At 69.7% G+C, this 18,518-nt stretch carries 17 protein-coding genes; 4 read left to right on the top strand and 13 right to left on the bottom strand.

Going from position 1 to position 18,518, the window contains the following annotated elements; all coding sequences use genetic code 11:
* Window positions 1–50: 50 nt before the first annotated feature.
* The 12 genes from ACFOY2_RS19965 to pgsA all read right to left on the bottom strand — a co-directional run bounded on the left by ACFOY2_RS19965 (window position 51) and on the right by pgsA (window position 10,903).
* Window positions 51–803, bottom strand: coding sequence for a YebC/PmpR family DNA-binding transcriptional regulator (locus ACFOY2_RS19965; RefSeq protein WP_379529554.1), 753 nt, complete (start codon window positions 801–803; stop codon window positions 51–53).
* A gap of 3 nt (window positions 804–806) precedes the next feature.
* Complete coding sequence (gene pdxT / locus ACFOY2_RS19960) at window positions 807–1,385, bottom strand: pyridoxal 5'-phosphate synthase glutaminase subunit PdxT (RefSeq protein WP_379529553.1); 579 nt, start codon at window positions 1,383–1,385, stop codon at window positions 807–809.
* A gap of 64 nt (window positions 1,386–1,449) precedes the next feature.
* Window positions 1,450–1,800 carry a hypothetical protein gene (locus ACFOY2_RS19955; protein WP_379529552.1) on the bottom strand — a complete coding sequence of 117 codons (351 nt, stop codon included), beginning with the start codon at window positions 1,798–1,800 and terminating at the stop codon, window positions 1,450–1,452.
* A 10-nt stretch (window positions 1,801–1,810) separates the two neighbouring features.
* Window positions 1,811–3,019: an MFS transporter gene (locus ACFOY2_RS19950; protein ID WP_379529551.1), complete on the bottom strand. Its 1,209-nt coding sequence runs from the start codon at window positions 3,017–3,019 to the stop codon at window positions 1,811–1,813.
* Between the two features lie 61 nt (window positions 3,020–3,080).
* Window positions 3,081–3,503 carry a MarR family winged helix-turn-helix transcriptional regulator gene (locus ACFOY2_RS19945; RefSeq protein WP_379529550.1) on the bottom strand — a complete coding sequence of 141 codons (423 nt, stop codon included), beginning with the start codon at window positions 3,501–3,503 and terminating at the stop codon, window positions 3,081–3,083.
* A gap of 108 nt (window positions 3,504–3,611) precedes the next feature.
* Window positions 3,612–5,297: an alkaline phosphatase D family protein gene (locus tag ACFOY2_RS19940; protein WP_379529549.1), complete on the bottom strand. Its 1,686-nt coding sequence runs from the start codon at window positions 5,295–5,297 to the stop codon at window positions 3,612–3,614.
* Window positions 5,298–5,592: 295 nt separating this feature from the next.
* Window positions 5,593–6,507 carry a pyridoxal 5'-phosphate synthase lyase subunit PdxS gene (pdxS, locus tag ACFOY2_RS19935; RefSeq protein ID WP_379529632.1) on the bottom strand — a complete coding sequence of 305 codons (915 nt, stop codon included), beginning with the start codon at window positions 6,505–6,507 and terminating at the stop codon, window positions 5,593–5,595.
* A 115-nt stretch (window positions 6,508–6,622) separates the two neighbouring features.
* Window positions 6,623–7,645 (bottom strand): DUF3048 domain-containing protein, encoded by a 1,023-nt coding sequence (locus tag ACFOY2_RS19930; RefSeq protein WP_379529548.1) that lies wholly within the window; start codon window positions 7,643–7,645, stop codon window positions 6,623–6,625.
* Window positions 7,646–7,708: 63 nt separating this feature from the next.
* Entirely contained in the window at window positions 7,709–8,251 is a 543-nt protein-coding gene (locus ACFOY2_RS19925; RefSeq protein WP_379529547.1) for a hypothetical protein, read from the bottom strand.
* Entirely contained in the window at window positions 8,248–9,378 is a 1,131-nt protein-coding gene (locus ACFOY2_RS19920) for a glycosyltransferase family 4 protein (RefSeq protein ID WP_379529546.1), read from the bottom strand. The genes ACFOY2_RS19925 and ACFOY2_RS19920 overlap by 4 nt, the downstream gene beginning before the upstream one ends.
* On the bottom strand, window positions 9,375–10,283 hold the full coding sequence (locus ACFOY2_RS19915; RefSeq protein WP_379529545.1) for a phosphatidylinositol mannoside acyltransferase: 909 nt from the start codon (window positions 10,281–10,283) through the stop codon (window positions 9,375–9,377). The genes ACFOY2_RS19920 and ACFOY2_RS19915 overlap by 4 nt, the downstream gene beginning before the upstream one ends.
* Window positions 10,280–10,903, bottom strand: coding sequence for a phosphatidylinositol phosphate synthase (gene pgsA, locus ACFOY2_RS19910; protein WP_357816204.1), 624 nt, complete (start codon window positions 10,901–10,903; stop codon window positions 10,280–10,282). Before pgsA ends, ACFOY2_RS19915 begins: the two co-directional genes overlap by 4 nt.
* Window positions 10,904–11,049: 146 nt before the next feature.
* Between pgsA and ACFOY2_RS19905 the strand changes: the two genes are divergently transcribed.
* The 3 genes from ACFOY2_RS19905 (at window position 11,050) to ACFOY2_RS19895 (ending at window position 17,065) form a co-directional block, all read left to right on the top strand.
* Entirely contained in the window at window positions 11,050–13,188 is a 2,139-nt protein-coding gene (locus tag ACFOY2_RS19905) for an elongation factor G-like protein EF-G2 (protein ID WP_379529544.1), read from the top strand.
* Between the two features lie 130 nt (window positions 13,189–13,318).
* Window positions 13,319–14,884, top strand: a complete 1,566-nt coding sequence (locus ACFOY2_RS19900) for a glycoside hydrolase family 10 protein (RefSeq protein WP_379529543.1) — start codon at window positions 13,319–13,321, stop codon at window positions 14,882–14,884.
* Window positions 14,885–15,016: 132 nt separating this feature from the next.
* Window positions 15,017–17,065: a hypothetical protein gene (locus ACFOY2_RS19895; RefSeq protein WP_379529542.1), complete on the top strand. Its 2,049-nt coding sequence runs from the start codon at window positions 15,017–15,019 to the stop codon at window positions 17,063–17,065.
* A gap of 16 nt (window positions 17,066–17,081) precedes the next feature.
* Here the strand turns inward: ACFOY2_RS19895 and ACFOY2_RS19890 are convergent, their stop codons facing one another.
* Window positions 17,082–17,612: an HIT family protein gene (locus ACFOY2_RS19890; protein ID WP_357816193.1), complete on the bottom strand. Its 531-nt coding sequence runs from the start codon at window positions 17,610–17,612 to the stop codon at window positions 17,082–17,084.
* Window positions 17,613–17,722: 110 nt separating this feature from the next.
* Between ACFOY2_RS19890 and ACFOY2_RS19885 the strand changes: the two genes are divergently transcribed.
* Window positions 17,723–18,442 carry a PIG-L deacetylase family protein gene (locus ACFOY2_RS19885; RefSeq protein WP_379529541.1) on the top strand — a complete coding sequence of 240 codons (720 nt, stop codon included), beginning with the start codon at window positions 17,723–17,725 and terminating at the stop codon, window positions 18,440–18,442.
* Window positions 18,443–18,518: the final 76 nt, after the last annotated feature.

Below are 18,518 nucleotides of genomic sequence, written 5' to 3'. Positions count from 1 at the left end.
ACGAACAAGGGCCCGGTGGAACCGAGCCCTTGGAGTGGAGGCCGGGCCGCTCAGTCCAGCGCCGCCAGCACCTCGTCCGAGACGTCGAAGTTGGCGAAGACGTTCTGCACGTCGTCGCTGTCCTCCAGCGCGTCGATGAGACGGAAGACCTTCTTGGCCCCCTCCTCGTCGAGCGCCACGCTTATCGTGGGCAGGAAGCTCGACTCGGCGGAGTCGTAGTCGATCCCGGCGTCCTGCAGCGCCTTGCGCACCGGCACCAGGTCTCCGGCCTCGGAGACGACCTCGAACGACTCACCGAGGTCGTTGACCTCCTCGGCGCCCGCGTCGAGAACGGCCATGAGCACGGTGTCCTCGTCAAGCCCGTCCTGCTTGGGCACGATGACGACACCCTTGCGGTTGAACATGTACGAAACGGACCCGGGGTCGGCCAGCGAGCCGCCGTTGCGGGTCAGCGCGACGCGGACCTCGGAGGCGGCGCGGTTGCGGTTGTCGGTGAGGCACTCGATGAGCACCGCGACGCCGCCGGGCCCGTACCCCTCGTACGTGATGGTCTGCCAGTCGGCTCCGCCCGCCTCGAGGCCACCGCCGCGCTTGCGGGCGCGCTCGATGTTGTCGTTGGGCACGGAGTTCTTCTTCGCCTTGAAGATGGCGTCGAAGAGGGTGGGGTTGGCGTCCGGGTCAGGGCCACCGGTCCTGGCCGCCACCTCGATGTTCTTGATGAGCTTCGCGAACAGCTTGCCCCGCTTGGCGTCGAGCGCGGCCTTCTTGTGCTTCGTCGTCGCCCATTTTGAGTGGCCGGACATTACCTAGAGCTCCCTCACCATGTCTACGAAGTAACGGTGCACACGGACGTCCCCGGTGAGCTCGGGGTGGAACGACGTCGCGAGCAACGGCCCTTGACGGACCGCGACGATCCTATCCCCCGGCTCGCACCTGCCCAGCACTTCGACGTCGGCGCCGAGGCTGTCGACCCAGGGCGCGCGGATGAACACGGCGTGCACCCGCTCTCCCGCGAAGTCCAGATCGGACTCGAAGGAGTCGACCTGACGGCCGAAGGCGTTGCGCCTGACGACCATGTCGATGCCGCCGATCGTCTGCTGCCCCGCGACACCGTCCTCGATCCTGTCGGCCAGCATGATCATACCGGCGCAGGAGCCGTAGGCGGGCATGCCCTCCTTGATCCGCATCCGCAGGGGCTCCAGCATGTCGAAGGATTCGGCGAGCTTCCACATGGTGGTCGACTCACCGCCGGGGATGACCAGGCCGTCGACCGCGTCCAGCTCGGCGGGCCTGCGCACGGCGGTCGCCGGCGCGCCGGCCTCCTGGAGCATGCGCACATGCTCGCGCACGTCTCCTTGGAGGGCGAGTACACCGATCGTGGGCACAGTCGATCCTTCCGTCAGGTGTCCGGGTTCCCAACATTCAACACCAGGATCGCCTGGCCTCTTCCTACAGGGCCAAGCCGGCGTAGACGGGCTTGTGGTCGGACAGGGTGACGTCGTGCTCGACGCGGCAGCGCCGCACGCTGCCCTTGGGGGCGAACAGGTAGTCGAGCTTCTTGCCCTCGCGGGTCCATCGTCCGCTGCGCCGCGCACCGCGTTGATCGCATTCCTGGTAGGCCCGGTAGGCCGGGGCGACGGCGCGGCGGCCGGCGGCGTCCGCCAGTTCGACGGCTCCGGCGCGGTAGAGAGGGCAGGCGGAGTTCGTCCCGGCGCAGACGTTCCAGGTCATGACGGATAACCGTGAGGGTGCGGGGGCCGTGAGGAGGCCGGCCACAAGCAGCACCACATGTCGCACCATGTCGGGAATGCTACTGAGCGGGCATCGCTTCGGCGCCCCGCGGCATGTGGTCGGCGTCCACGCGGGACAGGACGCGCAGGTGGTGGCGCCGGACATACAGGATGGCCATGCCGGCCGCGCAACAGGCGGCGCCGAGCGCGTACGGGACGAAGACGCCGATCTCCTCCCCCAGCTTGGTGGCGATGAACGGCGCCAGCGCGCCGCCCATCCAGCGCACGAAGTTGTAACCGGCGGACGCGACGGGCCTGGGCGAGTCGGAGACCTCCATGGCCGCCTCGGTGAAGACCGTGTTGTTCAGACCGATGGGGATGCCCGACAGGACGGTGAACACGATGATGCCGACGTGCCCCGACAGCGCGATGCCGATCTGGAAGACGGCGAGCAGGGCCAGCGCCAGGTGCAGGACGTTCACCGAGCCGATCCTGCGCTGCAGCGGCGGCGCGCCGAAGACCGAGGCCAGCGCCACGCAGACGCCCCAGCCGAAGAAGACGGCGCCGATGCCGTAGGCGGACATGTGAAGAATGAACGGGGTGAACGCCAGGACCGTGAAAAAGGCGAAGTTGTAGAACAGCGCGGTGAAGGCCGTGGTGGACAGGCCGCCGTGGGCCAGGGCCCTGATGGGGGCGCTGAGCCTGGTCTTGACGTCCGGTTTCCGCGTGGTCTTGAGCAGGGTGACGATCAGGACGAAACCGGCGGCCATGAGGGCCGCGGTGCCGAAGAAGGGGGCCCGCCAGTTCCAGTCGCCGAGCAGCGCGCCCACCAGGGGGCCCATGGAGATGCCCAGGCCCAGCGCGGCCTCGTACAGGATGATGGCCGACTCCGCGCCGCCGCTGGCGGCGCCGACGATCACGGCCAGGGCGGTGGCCACGAACAACGCGTTGCCCAGGCCCCAGCCGGCCCTGAACCCGACCAGCTCGGCGACACTGGTGGAGGTGCCGGCGAGCGCGGCGAACACGATCACCAAAGCCAGCCCGGCCAGCAGCGTGCGCTTGCCGCCGATGCGGCTGGAGACCCAGCCGGTGATCAGCATGGCCACGGCCGTCACCAGGAAGTAGCTGGTGAACAGCAGCGACACCTCGCTCGGCGTGGCCTTCAGGCCCTGGGCTATGGAGGGGAGGATGGGATCGACCAGGCCGATGCCCATGAAGGCCACGACCGCGGCGAACGCGGTGGCCCAGACGGACATGGGCTGGCGAAGGATTCCGCCGCTGGATTGCATGCTTCTCCTTGTCGACACGGGTCGGCGCGATCGGGGGCGTATCGAGAGCTCGGAGTCCGGGCTATGAGCGGCCGAGTTTCGCCAGAACCGGCAGGGCGGCCGCCAGGGCGGCGCGTTCCTGCTCTGTCAGCGCGGCCAGTTCCCGCGTGAGGTGGCCGATCCTGGCCTGGCGCACGGCCAGCAGGCGTTCGCGGCCCTCGTCGGTGAGCTCCACCGTCCTGACCCGCGCGTCGGCCGGGTCGGCGCCGCGTGCCACCAGGCCCGCGTCCTCCAGCCTGTTGATCTGGACGGTCATGGTGGGCAGCTGCACGGCATGCTCCTCCGCCAGCTCCGTCATCCTGCGGGGGGTGCGTTCCAGCGAGCCCAGGACGGCGTACTGCTGGCTGGTGACGGGCTGGCCGGCGACCGTGCGCCTCAGGAGGAGGACGAGGTGGCGCAGCACGGACGAGACCTCTTCGGCCAAACGGATGGGGTCTTCCCTCATGCTTAGCCCAACTAAGTTAGTCAGGCTAATATTCCGGCGCAGCGCGTTCGAAGCAGCAAAGCGAAAGGGCCGGATCGACGTGCGATCCGGCCCTCAAGCGGGAAGGTGTCAGGGACGCTCGGTCTCCCAGCGCACCGTGTCCTCCACCGACATCTGGCCCTGGATGCGCAGCGTCGGGTCGAGCGGCCGCAGGTAGGTCTGCTGCACCCCCGGCACCTGGTCCTCGATGACGAACGTGGCCCGCGTGTACGCCTCGGCCCCCGGCGTCTGCACCCGGGGCAGCACCTTGAAGTCGGCGGCCATCTGCTCCCGCTCGATCTTCGTCAGCACATACCCGCGCTGGTTGTTGTAGAACTTCAGGTGCGGATTGATCGTCAGGAACGGGTGCGTAGACGGGTCGGAGTCGGAGCCGTTTCCGCCCGTGGAGATGGACGTGGCCACCAGTTCGGAGCCCACGGTCGGCCCCGTCGGGTCGTCGTAGTCGAGCTTGAGGTCGCTGGCCCAGTGCGCGTGCACGTCGCCGGTCAGCACGACGGGGTTGCGGACCTTGGCGTCGATCCAGCCCTGGGTGATGCGCTGGCGGGAGGCGACGTAGCCGTCCCAGGCGTCCTGGCTGGTGATCTTGGCGGGTCCCGCGTTGTTGTCACGCTGGGCGAAGAACACCTGCTGGCCGAGGATGTCCCACTGTGCCCGCGACTGACGGAATCCGTCCAGCAGCCAGGTCTCCTGCTCGGCGCCGGTGATGGAGCGGGCCGGGTCGACGGCGGCGGGGCAGTCGCGGTAGCCGTCGCCGCAGCCCTGGTCGTCGCGGTACTGGCGGGTGTCGAGCATGTGGAAGGTGGCCATCCGGCCCCAGCGGACGCGCCGGTAGAGCTGCATGTCGATCCCGCGCGGGATGGACGTGCGGCGCAGCGGCATGTTCTCGTAGTAGGCCCGGAAGGCGGCCTCGCGCCTGGACAGGAAGTTCGGCTGGGGGACCTCGGGCTTCTCCGGGAACTCGTCGGCCCAGTTGTTGTCGAGCTCGTGGTCGTCCCACACGACCAGCCACGGCGCGGCGGCGTGCGCGGCCTGCAGGTCGGGGTCGGCCTTGTACTGGGCGTGGCGCTGGCGGTAGTTGGCGAGGGTCTCGGTCTCGGGGCCCTCGTGGTGGCGGACGTTGCCACCGGGGATGGTGTAGGAGTTCTTGGTGTATTCGTACTGGTAGTCGCCCAGGTGCAGGATGAGGTCCGGGTTCTCCTCCGCGAGCCTGCGGTACGAGGTGAAGTAGCCGTGCTCGTACTGGGCGCAGGAGACGAACGCCATGGCCAGCCCGCTCCCGTACGACAGGGGGTGCGGCGCGGTGCGGGCGCGGCCCATCGGCGAGACGTACGGGCCGACGCGGAAGCGGTACCAGTACTCACGGTCGGAGCTCAGGCCGTCCACCTCGACGTGGATGCTGTGGCCCCACTCGGGAGCGGCCACGCTCACGCCGGTGCGCACGACGCGACGGCCGCGCTCGTCGGCGTAGACCTGCCAGAGCACGGGGAACGGGCGCTGCGGCATGCCGCAGAACCCGTCCTCGGCGAGAGGCTCCTGGGCGAGCCTGGTCCACAGCACGAAGCCCTCGTGGTCGGGATCGCCCGAGGCGACGCCGAGCTTGAACGGGTCGGTACGCAGCCCGCGAGAAGCCAGGCTTTGGGTGGTCTCGGCGGCGGGGTCGGGTTCGTCGGCGTGCGCGGCGGTGGCCGGGATGGCGGCCACGGCACCTGCGGCTAACCCCGTGACGAGGAAGTGCCGTCGGTTCAGGTGTGACATGTGTGGCTCCTGAGACGATCATGTGAGGGTCGCCGGTCAGCTTGACTCAAGATCATGACTAATCGGTGAACGCCACACAACACGAAAAAGGCGACATCCTTCGCGGATGCCGCCTTCTCCGGCATTTTCCACCGTCATTTTGTTGCGGGCGCAGGTCCCGCCAACCTGCGAGCGGACCGCCGGACGCGGCCTGCCGTGGCGCCCCCGCCAGGCGGGGAAAGGGTCGTCCCCCGCCTGTTGTGTGCGATCATCCCATGCGCCACGGGCCTTTGACCTGCAACGACGCGCCGGGAGATTACCAGCCGCGCTCGGCCAGGCGGTGCGGCTGGGGGATCTCGTCGACGTTGATGCCGACCATGGCCTCGCCCAGGCCGCGCGAGACCTTGGCGATGACGTCGGGGTCGTCGTAGAAGGTGGTGGCCTTGACGATGGCGGCGGCGCGCTTGGCCGGGTCGCCCGACTTGAAGATGCCCGAGCCCACGAACACGCCCTCGGCCCCGAGCTGCATCATCATCGCGGCGTCCGCGGGGGTGGCGATGCCGCCGGCGGTGAACAGCACGACGGGCAGCTTGCCGGTCTTGGCCACCTCGGCGACGAGCTCGTAGGGGGCCTGCAGCTCCTTGGCGGCGACGTACAGCTCGTCGTCGGGCAGCGAGGTGAGGCGCTTGATCTCGGCGCGGATCGTGCGCATGTGGGTGACGGCGTTGGAGACGTCGCCGGTGCCGGCCTCGCCCTTGGAGCGGATCATGGCCGCGCCCTCGGTGATGCGGCGCAGGGCCTCGCCCAGGTTGGTCGCGCCGCACACGAACGGCACCGTGAACTGCCACTTGTCGATGTGGTTGGCGTAGTCGGCGGGGGTGAGCACCTCCGACTCGTCGACGTAGTCGACACCCAGCGACTGCAGCACCTTGGCCTCGGCGAAGTGACCGATGCGGGCCTTGGCCATGACGGGGATCGACACGGCGGCGATGATGCCGTCGATCATGTCGGGGTCGCTCATCCTGGACACGCCGCCCTGGGCACGGATGTCGGCGGGCACCCGCTCCAGGGCCATGACGGCAACCGCGCCGGCGTCTTCGGCGATCTTGGCCTGCTCGGGCGTGACGACGTCCATGATGACGCCGCCCTTGAGCATCTCGGCCATGCCGCGCTTGACGCGGGCGGTTCCGGTGACGGGGGTGCTCTCTGGCGTGCTGCTGGACACGGTCATCCTCACGGCTCTCACGGCGATCGGTAGGTTTTCAACCCCATCGTAGGTCCTGAAGGACCCCTCCCCCGACATGCCAAGATGTCAGGATTTATCGCCGCATCTGTACAGAGAGGCGCTACGGAATGACGGGCTTCCTGCTGGCGAGCGCGACCCAGACCTGACCGGGCGCGAAGTTCATCGGCTCGCCGCTCTCCGTGGTGAACGTCGTGCCCGACTTCTCTGATTCCCGCTCCCACCTGGCCTTGAAAGCTTTACCGTCGCGCAGCACGATCGCCGAGCCCTTGCCCGTGGTGTGCACCAGCGGCGTGTAGCTGGAGTTCTTGTCGTGGAACTCCGAGCGCTCGGTCTTGGTGTACTGGATGACGACCGTCGGCGCGCTTTGCTGGCCGCCCTCCGCGGCCATGTCCTTCTTGCCGTCCTGCCAGATCATCCACTGCTTCTTCTCCTCCGACCAGGCGAAGGTGAGGCGCGCGGCGGGCCACTTGACCGTGTACGACTTGCGCTCCACGCCGCCCTCGGCGGGCGCCTCGCCGAAGGTGAAGCCGATGTCCTTGGCCTTGGACGCCTTCGGGGCCTTGGTCAGGAGCTCCTTGGTGTTGGCGAACAGGTTGTAGGGGGCGAAGCGGCCCGGCTGGCGGAAGTACGCGCCGGGGTTGCGGGTGTCGCCGACGTCGAACAGCGACGCCTGCGCGATGAACGGCAACATCTTCGTCTGGGCGCCCGAGTAGGAGAAGGCCGGCTTGCCGAACTGCGGCGCGATGTGCAGGTCGGAGATGCGGGCGCTGCGGACCGGGCCCACCTTGGGCGGCAGCTTGGAGGAGAAGATGGCCATGAGCCGGGTCAGCCCGGCCTCGACCTGCTCGACGTAGACGATGTCCGCGCTCTTGAGACCCATCTGCGGCTTGCCCGCCGCGGTGTTCTCGATCTTCACCGCCAGCACGGGCCGCAGCTCGTCGTAGGGCTTGCCGGTGAACGGGTGGCCCTTGGGCTCCTCAGTCGGTTCCTCGCTGGGCGCGGCTGTGGCCGCCTGGGGCGCCGCCGCCTTGCCTGGCGCGGGCTCGTTGGAAGAGCAGGCCGCCATGGGCAGCAGCACCGCCGCTCCGGCCAGCGTGACCGTGATCATCCGGGGTAGCTGCACGTGTAACACTCCTCGCTTCAGCCCAGAAAACGGGATGAAGCTTACTGGCTTCCCCAAATTAGGTCATTCAGTTGCCATGGTCGCGGGCGGATTGTCATCAATTTCGAAGAATTGGGGGTACTCCGTGTGCCCCGCCAGGCGCAGCGTCCTGGCCAGCCGGCGACGCTGGGCCGTACGCGTGACCCCGACGGCGTTGTTGTAGAAGCGGCGGGAGTAGACGACCTTGGCCACGGCCGCGTCGAGCTCCTCCAGCAGGTCGCCGCCCCCGCGCGCCTCCGACAACTTCTCCCTGAACCGCTCCTGGTCCACCACCGCCCGCAGCGCCCGCGACAGGTCGCTCTCGGCGTGCTCGCGCTCGTCGGGCCCCGCCGACCTGGCCTCGTGCGCGGCCGCGGCCAGCACCAGCGACGTGGCAGGGTCGAGCAGCCGCGCCCCGGCCAGCTCCAGCACCACCGCGCGGCGGCGCATCAGCGCGGCGTCCAGCGCCTCCTGGGCGAGCTCCAGCCGGATGTGCAGGCGGTCGAGCCGGCCTGCGCGCCAGGAGATGTAGACGGCCATGAGCACGACGACGATGCCCACGATCAGCACGATCATGGTGGATGTCACAGATCTTCCTCCACGCGGCCCGCGCCACTCATGGTGACCGTCTCGTAGACGCGGACGACGTCGCGCGCCACCGTCGACCAGTCGTACTTCCTGACCGCCACCAGCGCCTCCGCGGCCAGCTTGGCCCGCCGTTCCGGCGCGTCGAGCAGCGCGCCCGCCTCACGCGCCAGCGAGGCCGCGTCGCCGTTGACGAACAGCGCGCCCGCCTGACCTTCTCCCAGCACCCTGCGGAAAGCCGGGATGTCGCTGGCCAGCACCGTCGCCCCAGACGCCATGGCCTCGGCCACCACGATGCCGAAGCTCTCCCCGCGCGTGTTGGGCGCGCAGTACACGTCGACCGAGTGGTAGGCGCGGATCTTGTCGGCCTCGCTCACCATGCCGAGCACCGTCACCCGGTCGTGGAAAGGCTTGGGCACCCGCTCGTAGACGTCCTTGGCGTCGCCGGGGCCGGCGATGAGCAGCTTGAGCTCCGGCCGTTCGGCCGCCAGCAGCTTGAACGCGTCGAGCAGGATCGGCAGGCCCTTGCGCTCTTCGTCCATCCGGCCGAGGAAGCCCAGCGTCGCGCCGTCGGGCCCCCAGCCGTCGAGCGGCTCGGCCTCGGCGTAGCGGGAGACGGTCACGCCGTTCGGGATCAGGACGGTGTCGCCGCCGAACTGCTCGACCAGGCTCTTCCTGGCCGCGTCTGAGACCGCGATGCGCCCGCTCAGCTTCTCCAGCGCGCTGCGCAGCAGCGGCTCGGCCACCGCGATCGCCCGCGATCGGGTGAAGGAGGCGTGGAAGGTGGCCACGATCGGCCCCTTGGCCGCCCAGCAGGCCAGCACCCCCAGGCTCGGGATCAGCGGCTCGTGGATGTGCAGCACGTCGAATTCGCCCGTACGCACCCATCGCCGCACCCGCGCCGCCGACAGGAACCCGAACGACATCCGGGCCACCGACCCGTTGTACGGCACGGGCACCGCCCGCCCGGCCCCGGTCACGTACGGGGGCAACTCGTCGTCGTCGGCCGCCGGCGCGATCACCGACACCTCGTGCCCCTGGGCCATCAGCGCCTGCGCCAGGTCGTCGACGTGCTGTTTGACCCCACCGGGCACGTCCCACGTGTAGGGACAGACGATGCCGACTCTCATCGCGCGAGGTCTTCCAGCCACAGCCGCTGCATCATGTGCCAGTCCTCCGGGTGCTCGGAGATGCCCTTCTCGAAGACGTCGGCCAGGCTCTGGGCCACCGCCGCGACCTTCTCCTGCCTGCTGCCCTCGGAGGGGACCGCAATCTCCTCGTGGATGTGGATGCCCCAGTCGTCGCCGACGTTGTAGAGGATGGCGGGAAGGAGCGCGGCCCCGGTCTGCACGGCCAGCAGCGGCGGGCCCGCGGGCACCTTGGTGCTCGCGCCGAAGAAGCGCACCTCGACACCGCTCTTGGTCAGGTCGCGCTCGGCGGGCAGGCACACCACGCCGCCCTTGCGCACGCGGGTGGCCAGGGTGCCGAAGTTGTGGCCGTCGCCGCCGGTGAGCGGCAGCACCTCCATGCCGAGCCCCTCGCGGAAGGCCACGTAGCGGCGGAACAGCGACTCGGGCCGCAGCCGCTCGGCCACGGTGGCGAACGGATGCCCCACGCCCACCAGCCACGCTCCCGCCTGGTCCCAGTTGCCCATGTGCGGCAGCGCCAGAACCACGCCCCGCCCGGCGGCCACGTTGGTGTGGACGTGCTCGGCCCCGATCACGTGGCTGCGGCGGACGATCTCCTCGGTCTTCATCGACGGCAGCCGGAAGATCTCGTGGAAGTAGCGGAAGTAGGAGCGCATGCCGGCCTTGCCGAGCTCGCGGACCTCACGGCTGTCCACGTCGAGCCCGGTCACCCTGGCCAGGTTGGACTCCAGCCGGCGCACGGACTTGCCCCGCCTGCTCCACACCCGGTCGGCGAGGAAGCGGAACACCGCGGCCGTCGGCCGCTCGGGAAGCAGCGGCACGAGCGTCCAGCCGGCCGCGAACCCCGCGGCCACGACACGATCGGCGGCAGAGGCCTTTTCGCTCATCTCTCCCTCGTCTGCTGGTAGACGATCCACACGCGCTGTCCGACGGTGAACAGGCTGGCCGCGGCCAGCAGCCACATGCCCGCGGGCAGGATGTAGGGCACCCCGAGCCCCGAGAAGCAGGCCGCGACGAGCGCGACGACCAGCCGCTCGGGCCGCTCGGCCAGCCCCACGTCGGCCGTCAGCCCGAGCCCCTCCGCCCTGGCCTTGGCGTAGGAGACCAGCGCGCCCGCGATCAGGCACGCCAGCGTCACCGCGGCCATCAGAGTGTCGTGTCTCGATATGAAATACAAGATCAGGCCGGCGAAGATGGCGGCGTCGGCGACCCGGTCGAGCGTGGAGTCGAGGAACGCCCCCCAGGTGCTGCCCCCCTTCCCGCCGAGCCGGGCCACCACGCCGTCGAGCAGGTCGAACAGCACGAAGACGGTGATCACGAGGGCACCCACGGTGAGCTGCCCCATGGGGAAGAACAGCAGGGCGGACACGACGGTGCCGAGGGTGCCGATCGCCGTGACGGCGTCCGGGCCGATCCCGCGGCCGACGAGGGCCCTGCCCAGCGGGGTGAGAATCCGGGTCATGGCCGGGCGCAGGAGTTTGAGCATCGCCGTCCGATCGTAGGCCATCACGGACCTGAGAACTTTCTTTGCCCCACCCCCCTTGTGATATCCGCCACATGGGTATTTGGTGAACACACCGCGTCCATGCGGTTTCTTTCACCCTCCGTGCGGGCGCGGTCGTTGGAAAACACACCGACGATGTGGGAGGCGATGTGGCGGAAAGAAACTCGGGCGGCGCCGTGGGAGCCGCCGGCAGGGCACCTGCGGCCGACAGCGCGGACGCGATACGCAATGTCGTGCTCGTCGGCCACTCTGGAGCGGGTAAGACGACCCTCGTCGAGCAGCTGCTGGCCGCCACCGGCACCATCCAGCGCCTAGGACGCGTGGAGGACGGCAACACGGTCACCGACTTCGACGAGGTCGAGGTCCGCCAGCAACGCTCGGTCAACCTCGCCGTGGCGCCGCTGGTGTACAACGGCATCAAGATCAACCTTCTGGACACTCCCGGCTACGCCGACTTCGTGGGCGATCTGCGGGCCGGGCTGCGGGCGGCGGACGCCGCCCTGTTCGTGGTGTCGGCCTCCGACGGGGTCGACGGGCTCACCCAGATGCTCTGGGAGGAGTGCGCCCACGTCGGCATGCCGCGCGCGGTGGTGATCACCAAGATCGACCATCAGCGGGCCGACTTCGACGAGGTGCTCGCCACCTGCCAGGACGTCTTCGGCGACGGCGTCGCGCCCCTGTATCTGCCGGTGATCACCAATGGGCACGTCAACGGCCTGATCGGGCTGCTGGCGCAGAAGTTCTACAACTACGCCACGGGCACCCGTACGGAGAAGGACCCGGGCGCGGAATACGAGTCGCAGATCGACGAGCACCGCGGCGTGCTGATCGAGGGCATCATCCAGGAGAGCGAGGACGAATCGCTCATGGAACGCTACCTCGAGGGCGAGCCCATCGACACCAAGGTCCTCATCGACGACCTGGAGAAGGCCGTCGCCCGCGGCAGCTTCTACCCGGTGCTCTGCAGCGGCCTCGGCGTCGGCGCCCAGGAGCTGCTCGAACTCATGACGCAGGGCTTCCCTTCTCCGCTCGAACACCGCATGCCCGAGATCACCAACCTGTCCGGCAAAGCGGTCGACGGCATCGCGTGCGACCCCGAAGGCCCGCTGGTGGCCGAGGTGGTCAAGACCACCAGTGACCCGTACGTCGGCCGCATCAGCCTGGTCCGTGTCTTCTCCGGCACGCTGCGCCCCGACATGACCGTCCACGTGTCCGGGCACGGCCTGGCCGACCGCGGCCACGAGGACCACGACGTGGACGAGCGCATCGGCACGCTGACCAGCCCGCTGGGCAAGCAGCAGCGCGGCGCGGCCCGAGGCGTGGCCGGCGACATCGTCGCCGTGGCCAAGCTGTCGCGGGCCGAGACCGGCGACACGCTCTCCGACGTCGACAATCCGCTGCTGATGACCGCCTGGGCCATGCCCGACCCGCTGCTGCCCGTCGCGATCAACGCCAGGTCCAAGGCCGACGAGGACAAGCTGGCGCAGGCGCTCGGCCGCCTGGTCGCCGAGGACCCGACGCTGCGCCTGGAGAACAACGCCGAGACCCACCAGCTCGTGCTGTGGTGCATGGGCGAGGCGCACACCGACGTACTGCTCGATCGCCTGGCCAAGCGACACGGCGTCGAGGTGGAGCGGGTCGAGCTGCGGGTGCCGCTGCGCGAGACGTTCGGCGGCAGGTGCCAGGCCATGGGCCGCAACGTCAAGCAGACCGGCGGCCACGGCCAGTACGCGATCTGTCACCTCGAGGTCGAGCCGCTGCCGTCCGGCGCGGGCTTCGAGTTCGTCGACAAGATCGTGGGCGGCGTGGTGCCGCGCCAGTTCATCCCGTCGGTGGAGAAGGGCGTGCGCGCGCAGATGGAGCGGGGCGTCGTCGCCGGTTATCCGATGGTCGACGTGCGCGTCACGCTGTACGACGGCAAGGCCCACTCCGTCGACTCCTCCGACATGGCCTTCCAGATCGCCGGGCAGCTCGCGCTCAAGGAGGCCGCGGCCAAGGTGCCGACGCTGCTGCTCGAGCCCGTGGACGAGGTGTCGATCCTGGTGGCCGACGACTACGTGGGGTCGGTGATGTCCGATCTGTCGTCGCGGCGCGGCCGGGTGCTCGGCACCGAGCCGGTCGGCACCGGGCGCACCCTGGTCAAGGCGGAGGTGCCCGAGCTGGAGATAACGCGCTACGCCATCGATCTGCGATCCATGTCACATGGCACCGGGACCTTCACCCGGACGTTCCTGCGCTACGAGCCGCTGCCGCCGAACCTCGCAGGTAAGGTGACGTCGACGGAATAGGGGCCGTTGGGAGCCGGGAGGGTTTTACTCCCTCCCGGCCCAGCCATACACACTTGTAACAGAAACATCACGACTCTATTTCGGTTTTCCGTCTCGAGCACCCCGGCGCAAATGACAAACTGGGGGCACTATGCGAACTGCTGGACGCCCCCTCCTCGCCGCTGCCGCCCTGGCGGTCGCCACCATGGCCACGGCCTATGTCTTCGGTCCCGGAGCCGGAGAGAGTCCGGCAGCGAGCAAGAAGAAGCCCTCCATCGCCGCACCCGCCGCCGCGGCCTGCAAGGCCGACGCCCGCTATCCCAAGCGCGAGCTGCGCGGCGTCTGGATCGCCACGACCCAGAACATCGACTGGCCGTCCAAGCCCGGCCAGAGCGTCGAACGACAGAAGGCCGACTACACCAAGATCCTCGACAGCGCCGCCAAGCGCAACATGAACGCGGTCTTCGTGCAGGTCAGGCCCGCCTCCGACGCGCTGTACAAGTCGTCGATCGAGCCGTGGTCGCAGTACCTGACGGGCACGGCGGGCAAGGACCCCGGCTGGGACCCGCTGCCGTTCCTCATCGACGAGGCCCACAAGCGCGGCATGGAGTTCCACGCCTGGTTCAACCCCTACCGCGCCGCCTACGGCGACAGCGCCGCCAAGCTGCCCGCCGGCCACCCCGCGCGCCGCCACCCCGACTGGACGGTCAAGTACGGCGGCCGCCTCTACTACAACCCCGGCCTGCCCGCCGTCCGCGACCACGTGAACAAGGTCATCAAGGACGTCGTCGACCGTTACGACATCGACGCCGTGCACTTCGACGACTACTTCTACCCCTACCCCGTGGCGGGCGCGACGTTCGACGACTCGGCGACGTTCAAGAAGTACGGCAAGGGCAAGAAGCTCGCCGAGTGGCGGCGCGACAACGTCAACAAACTCGTCGCCGAGGTCGACAAGACCGTCCACGACGCCAAGCCGTACGTCAAGTTCGGCATCAGCCCGTTCGGCATCTGGCGCAACAAGGCACAAGACCCCTCGGGCTCCGACACCAACGGCATGTCCGCCTACGACTCGATCTACGCCGACGCGCTCGCCTGGGTCAAGGAGGGCACCGTCGACTACCTGCTGCCGCAGCTCTACTGGCCGCGCGGCCACAAGCTCGCCGACTACACCACGCTGGTGCGCTGGTGGTCGGAGGCGGTCGAGGGCAGCGACGTGCAGCTCTACATCGGCCAGGGCCTCTACCGGGTCGGCGCCAAGGACGACAAGGCGTGGACCAAGCCGGGCGAGATGGCCGCGCAGGTGGGCCTGAACCGTGAGCAGGAGCACGTCAAGGGCTCGGTCTACTTCAGCGCCAAGCAGGTCCTCTCCGACCCGCTGGGCGCCGTCGGCAAGATCGCCGAGCGCCACTACAGCCGTCCCGCGCTGCTGCCGCTCATCAAGAGCCTCGGCGGCCAGGCCCCGGCCGCGCCCGCCGGCGTCAAGGCCGGCGGGTCCACGCTGTCGTGGAAGCCGTCCAAGGACGCGCGGGCGTACGCGGTCTACCAGGTGCCCAAGTCCGGCAAGGACTGCCGCACCACCGACGCCCGCAACCTGGTCGCGATCGTCACCAGCCCGTCCTACACCGCCAAGTCGGCCGGCACCTACCTGGTCACCGCGCTCGACCGCCTGCACCACCAGAGCGAGGCCGTCAAGGTGAAGGTGGACGAGGTCTGATCGGGGCCGCTGATCGGCCATAACTGCGTACCGTGATCTGCCGGGCATGAGAGGGTAGTCATGTCCGGCGCCACCGGGCTCAAGGCAGCCCCGCCGCGCCATGGCGACCATCGATCACGGGAGGTCATCGGAGTGAAGCTGACGGTGATCATGCTGGCCCTGCTCCTCGGCCAGCTACTGACCGGCTTCACGGGCGCGGCGGACGCCACCGGGAGCGCTGGCGCCGGCGACGGCGCGGCAGGGCGGGTGGCCCTCATCGGGGTGCCGGGGCTCCACTGGAACGACCTCACCCAGGCCGACACCCCCAACCTGTGGGAGCTGGCCAGGTCCAGCGCGATCGGCTCGCTGTCCGTACGCACCGTCGGCAGCGTGACCTGCCCCTACGACGGCTGGCTGACCGTCTCCGCGGGCACCAGGTCGGCCGTCGGCTACAGTTGCGGCGCACCCCCGACGCCCCAGCCGAGCGGCGCCGGCGCGGTCATCCCCGACTACCGCTACCTGATCGACGTGGCGGGGCAGCGTAACGCCGGCACGCTGGGCCAGTCGCTGAAGGCGGCCGGCCAGTGCTCGATCGCCATCGGCCCCGGCGCCGCGCTCGCGCTGGCCGACCAGCAGGGCGCGGTGCCGCGCTACCACTCCTCGCCGCTGCAGGTGCGCGGCGCCGACCTCCAGCAGTGCCGCATGATCGCCATGGACGTCGACGACCTCATCCGCCCCTACCTGAGCGGCGAGCGCCTGCCCAAGACACCCGACCAGCTCGGCCCGGCCGAACGCCGCGACGCGCTGCGCCTGGCCGACGCCCACGCGGGCGCGCTGCTGTCGATCCTGCCCGCCGACACGACCGTGCTGCTGGCGGGCCTGTCCGACCACGGCTCGGTCCCCCATCTGCGGGTGGCCGCGCTGCGCGAGCCCGGCGCCGAGGGGCGCCTGCTCGGGGCGGCCTCCACCCGCCGCGATGACATCTCGATCCTGCCCGACCTGACCGCCACCGCGCTCACCAAGCTCGGCGTCGCGATGCCCGCCACCGTCGTGGGCGGGCCGCTGCAGGTCGGCGAGCGGGGCGCCACGTTCGAACGGCTGAGCCACGCCGACGCCACCGCCCAGGCGATCCGCTCGGTGAAGGGCGGTTACTTCACGGTCGTGGCCGTGCTGCAGGTGCTGTTCTACCTGGTGGCGTTCCTGCTGCTGCGCCGGCGCAAAGCCCTCGCTCCGGTACGTCTGGCGGCCGTTGCCCTGGCCTCCCTGCCCGCCTCCAGCTACCTGGTCAACCTGCTGCCCTGGTCGAGCCTGCCCCACCTGGTCGCAGGCGTGCTCGGCTGGGCCGCGACGATCACGGGGATGGCGTTCGCGGGGCCGTGGCGGCGCCGGCCGCTCGGCCCGCTCGCCGTGGTCGCCGGGATCACCGCGCTGACCCTGGCGGGCGACCTGCTGACCGGAACGACGTTGCAGCTCAACAGCGTCATGGGCTACAGCGCCGACGTCGGGGCCCGCTACTACGGGCTCGGCAACATCCCGTTCGCGCTGCTGGCGACCGGCACCCTGCTGGCCACCACGGTGATCGCCCACCGATGGCCGGGCCGGGTGGGAATCGCCGCCATCGTGGGGCTGGGGACGTTCGCGATGGTGCTCGGCGGCTCCGGGATGGGCAGCGACTTCGGCGGCGTCATCGCCTTCGTGCCCGGCATCGCCGTGACCGCGCTGCTCCTGGCGGGCAAGCGGGTCTCACTGGTGAAGCTGGGGGCGTTCCTGGTGGCCGGCGGGGTGATCGTGATGGCGTTCGCCTGGATCAACTACCTGCGGCCTCCCGGCGAGCAGACGCATCTGGGCCGGTTCGTGGGGCAGGTGCTCACCGGGGAGGCGCTCGACGTCATCTGGCGCAAGCTGCAGGCCATGCTGGCCACCCTGCTCAGCCCGAACCTCATGCCCATCGTGATCGCGGCCCTGGCCTTCCTCATCTACGCGATCCTGCGTCCCGAGCAGGCCTCGGCCGGGGTGGTGCCTGCGGCGTTCGAGCACTCCCCCGCGCTGCGCGCCGGGCTGATCGGCACGCTCGTCAGCGGCGTGGTGGGGATGCTCGTGAACGACTCGGGGGCGGCGGTGCTGTCCATGGCGCTGGCGCTGGCGGTGCCGCTGCTGCTGGCCACCGGGATCGGGGCGCTGGGGCGGGAGCGGGCCTCGTGAGCTGAGCCCGGCCGGGTCAGCCCCAGGCGTCGGCGAGCAGTTGGCGGGTGTCGTGAAGGAGCTGCGGCAGCACCTTGGTCTGGGCGACGACCGGCATGAAGTTCGTGTCGCCGCCCCAGCGGGGCACCACGTGCTGGTGCAGGTGGGCGGCGATGCCCGCGCCCGCGACGTGGCCGAGGTTCATGCCGACGTTGAATCCCTGGGCGCCGCTGGCCTTGCGCAGCGCCCGCAGCGACTTCTGCGTGAACTCCCCCAGCTCCACCAGCTCTTCGGCCACCAGCTCGTCGTAGTCGGAGACATGCCGGTAGGGCACGACCATCAGGTGGCCGGAGTTGTAGGGGTAGAGGTTGAGCACGGCGTACACGCTCTGCCCCCTGGCGACGATCAGGCCGTCCTCGTCGCTCATCTTGGGGATGGCGTCGAACGGGCAGCCATCACCGGGGCCGGTGCCCGTGGGCTTGTTCTCGCCCTTGATGTAGGCCATGCGATGCGGGGTCCACAGACGCTGGAAGTTGTCGGGTGCCCCGCCCTCTGCCTGATCGTGCATAACTAGCAGCATATGACCACGGGCAGCGTCTCCGTCCCCGGCCCTCGCCCGCGCGGCCCCGCCGTTTTTCTTGCTCGGCGGCCGTGGCAGGCCTGTCTAGTGTGTGAGGCATGACGAATCAACTCACGCCCATGCCCGACGACTGGCAGCGGGCGCTGGCCATCGTGGCGCATCCCGACGATCTCGAGTACGGCTGTGCGGCCGCCATCGCGACGTGGACCGCCGCCGGGCGCGAGGTGTCGTACGTGCTGGCCACCAGGGGTGAGGCGGGCATCGACACGCTCGACCCGGCCGAGGCGGGGCCGGTGCGGGAGCGGGAGCAGCGGGCCAGTGCGGCCGTCGTCGGGGTGCGGAGCGTGGAGTTCCTCGACCATGCCGACGGTGTGATCGAGTACGGCGTCGCGCTCAGGAGGGATCTGGCCGCCGCCATCCGCAGGCATCGGCCCGAGCTTGTCATCACCTTGAACGCGGATGACACGTGGGAGGGGACGCACTGGAACTCGCCCGACCACCGGGCTGTCGGCAGGGCCGTGCTGGATGCCGCGGGGGATGCGGGGAACAGGTGGATATTTCGCGGGCTTGAGGAGCCGTGGGACGGCGTCCGCTGGGTCGCCGTCGCCGGCAGCGACTCCCCCACCCACGCCGTGGACGTCACCCACACCCTGGAGCAGGGTGTGCGATCCCTCCTGGAGCACCGCGCCTACATCGCCGCGCTCACCACGGAGCCGCCGGAGGCCTATGTCCGCAACCTGATCGAGGGGTTCGCCCAGCAGGAGGCGGCCCGATTCGGCGGACGACCAGCCATTACATTCCGCCTATTTCCCTGTTAATTCACCAGTAAAGGATTTATCGGGATATTAGACGCACCGTCCACGTTCACCGACAAGCAGGGACAGCCGCTGGCCA

The organism is Nonomuraea purpurea, from assembly GCF_042650645.1.
Taxonomy (GTDB): Bacteria; Actinomycetota; Actinomycetes; order Streptosporangiales; family Streptosporangiaceae; genus Nonomuraea; species Nonomuraea purpurea.
Note: the sequence above shows the minus strand (reverse complement) of the source record. Positions and strands in the feature narration are given on the sequence as shown.

Excerpts from the sequence above, each read along its gene's own strand:
- ACFOY2_RS19965 (WP_379529554.1), bottom strand. The coding sequence starts at position 803 with ATGTCCGGCCACTCAAAATGGGCGACGACGAAGCACAAGAAGGCCGCG.
- ACFOY2_RS19955 (WP_379529552.1), bottom strand. The coding sequence starts at position 1,800 with ATGGTGCGACATGTGGTGCTGCTTGTGGCCGGCCTCCTCACGGCCCCC.
- ACFOY2_RS19950 (WP_379529551.1), bottom strand. The coding sequence starts at position 3,019 with ATGCAATCCAGCGGCGGAATCCTTCGCCAGCCCATGTCCGTCTGGGCC.
- ACFOY2_RS19945 (WP_379529550.1), bottom strand. The coding sequence starts at position 3,503 with ATGAGGGAAGACCCCATCCGTTTGGCCGAAGAGGTCTCGTCCGTGCTG.
- ACFOY2_RS19940 (WP_379529549.1), bottom strand. The coding sequence starts at position 5,297 with ATGTCACACCTGAACCGACGGCACTTCCTCGTCACGGGGTTAGCCGCA.
- pdxS (WP_379529632.1), bottom strand. The coding sequence starts at position 6,507 with ATGACCGTGTCCAGCAGCACGCCAGAGAGCACCCCCGTCACCGGAACC.
- ACFOY2_RS19920 (WP_379529546.1), bottom strand. The coding sequence starts at position 9,378 with ATGAGAGTCGGCATCGTCTGTCCCTACACGTGGGACGTGCCCGGTGGG.
- ACFOY2_RS19915 (WP_379529545.1), bottom strand. The coding sequence starts at position 10,283 with ATGAGCGAAAAGGCCTCTGCCGCCGATCGTGTCGTGGCCGCGGGGTTC.
- pgsA (WP_357816204.1), bottom strand. The coding sequence starts at position 10,903 with ATGGCCTACGATCGGACGGCGATGCTCAAACTCCTGCGCCCGGCCATG.
- ACFOY2_RS19900 (WP_379529543.1), top strand. The coding sequence starts at position 13,319 with ATGCGAACTGCTGGACGCCCCCTCCTCGCCGCTGCCGCCCTGGCGGTC.
- ACFOY2_RS19890 (WP_357816193.1), bottom strand. The coding sequence starts at position 17,612 with ATGCACGATCAGGCAGAGGGCGGGGCACCCGACAACTTCCAGCGTCTG.
- ACFOY2_RS19885 (WP_379529541.1), top strand. The coding sequence starts at position 17,723 with ATGACGAATCAACTCACGCCCATGCCCGACGACTGGCAGCGGGCGCTG.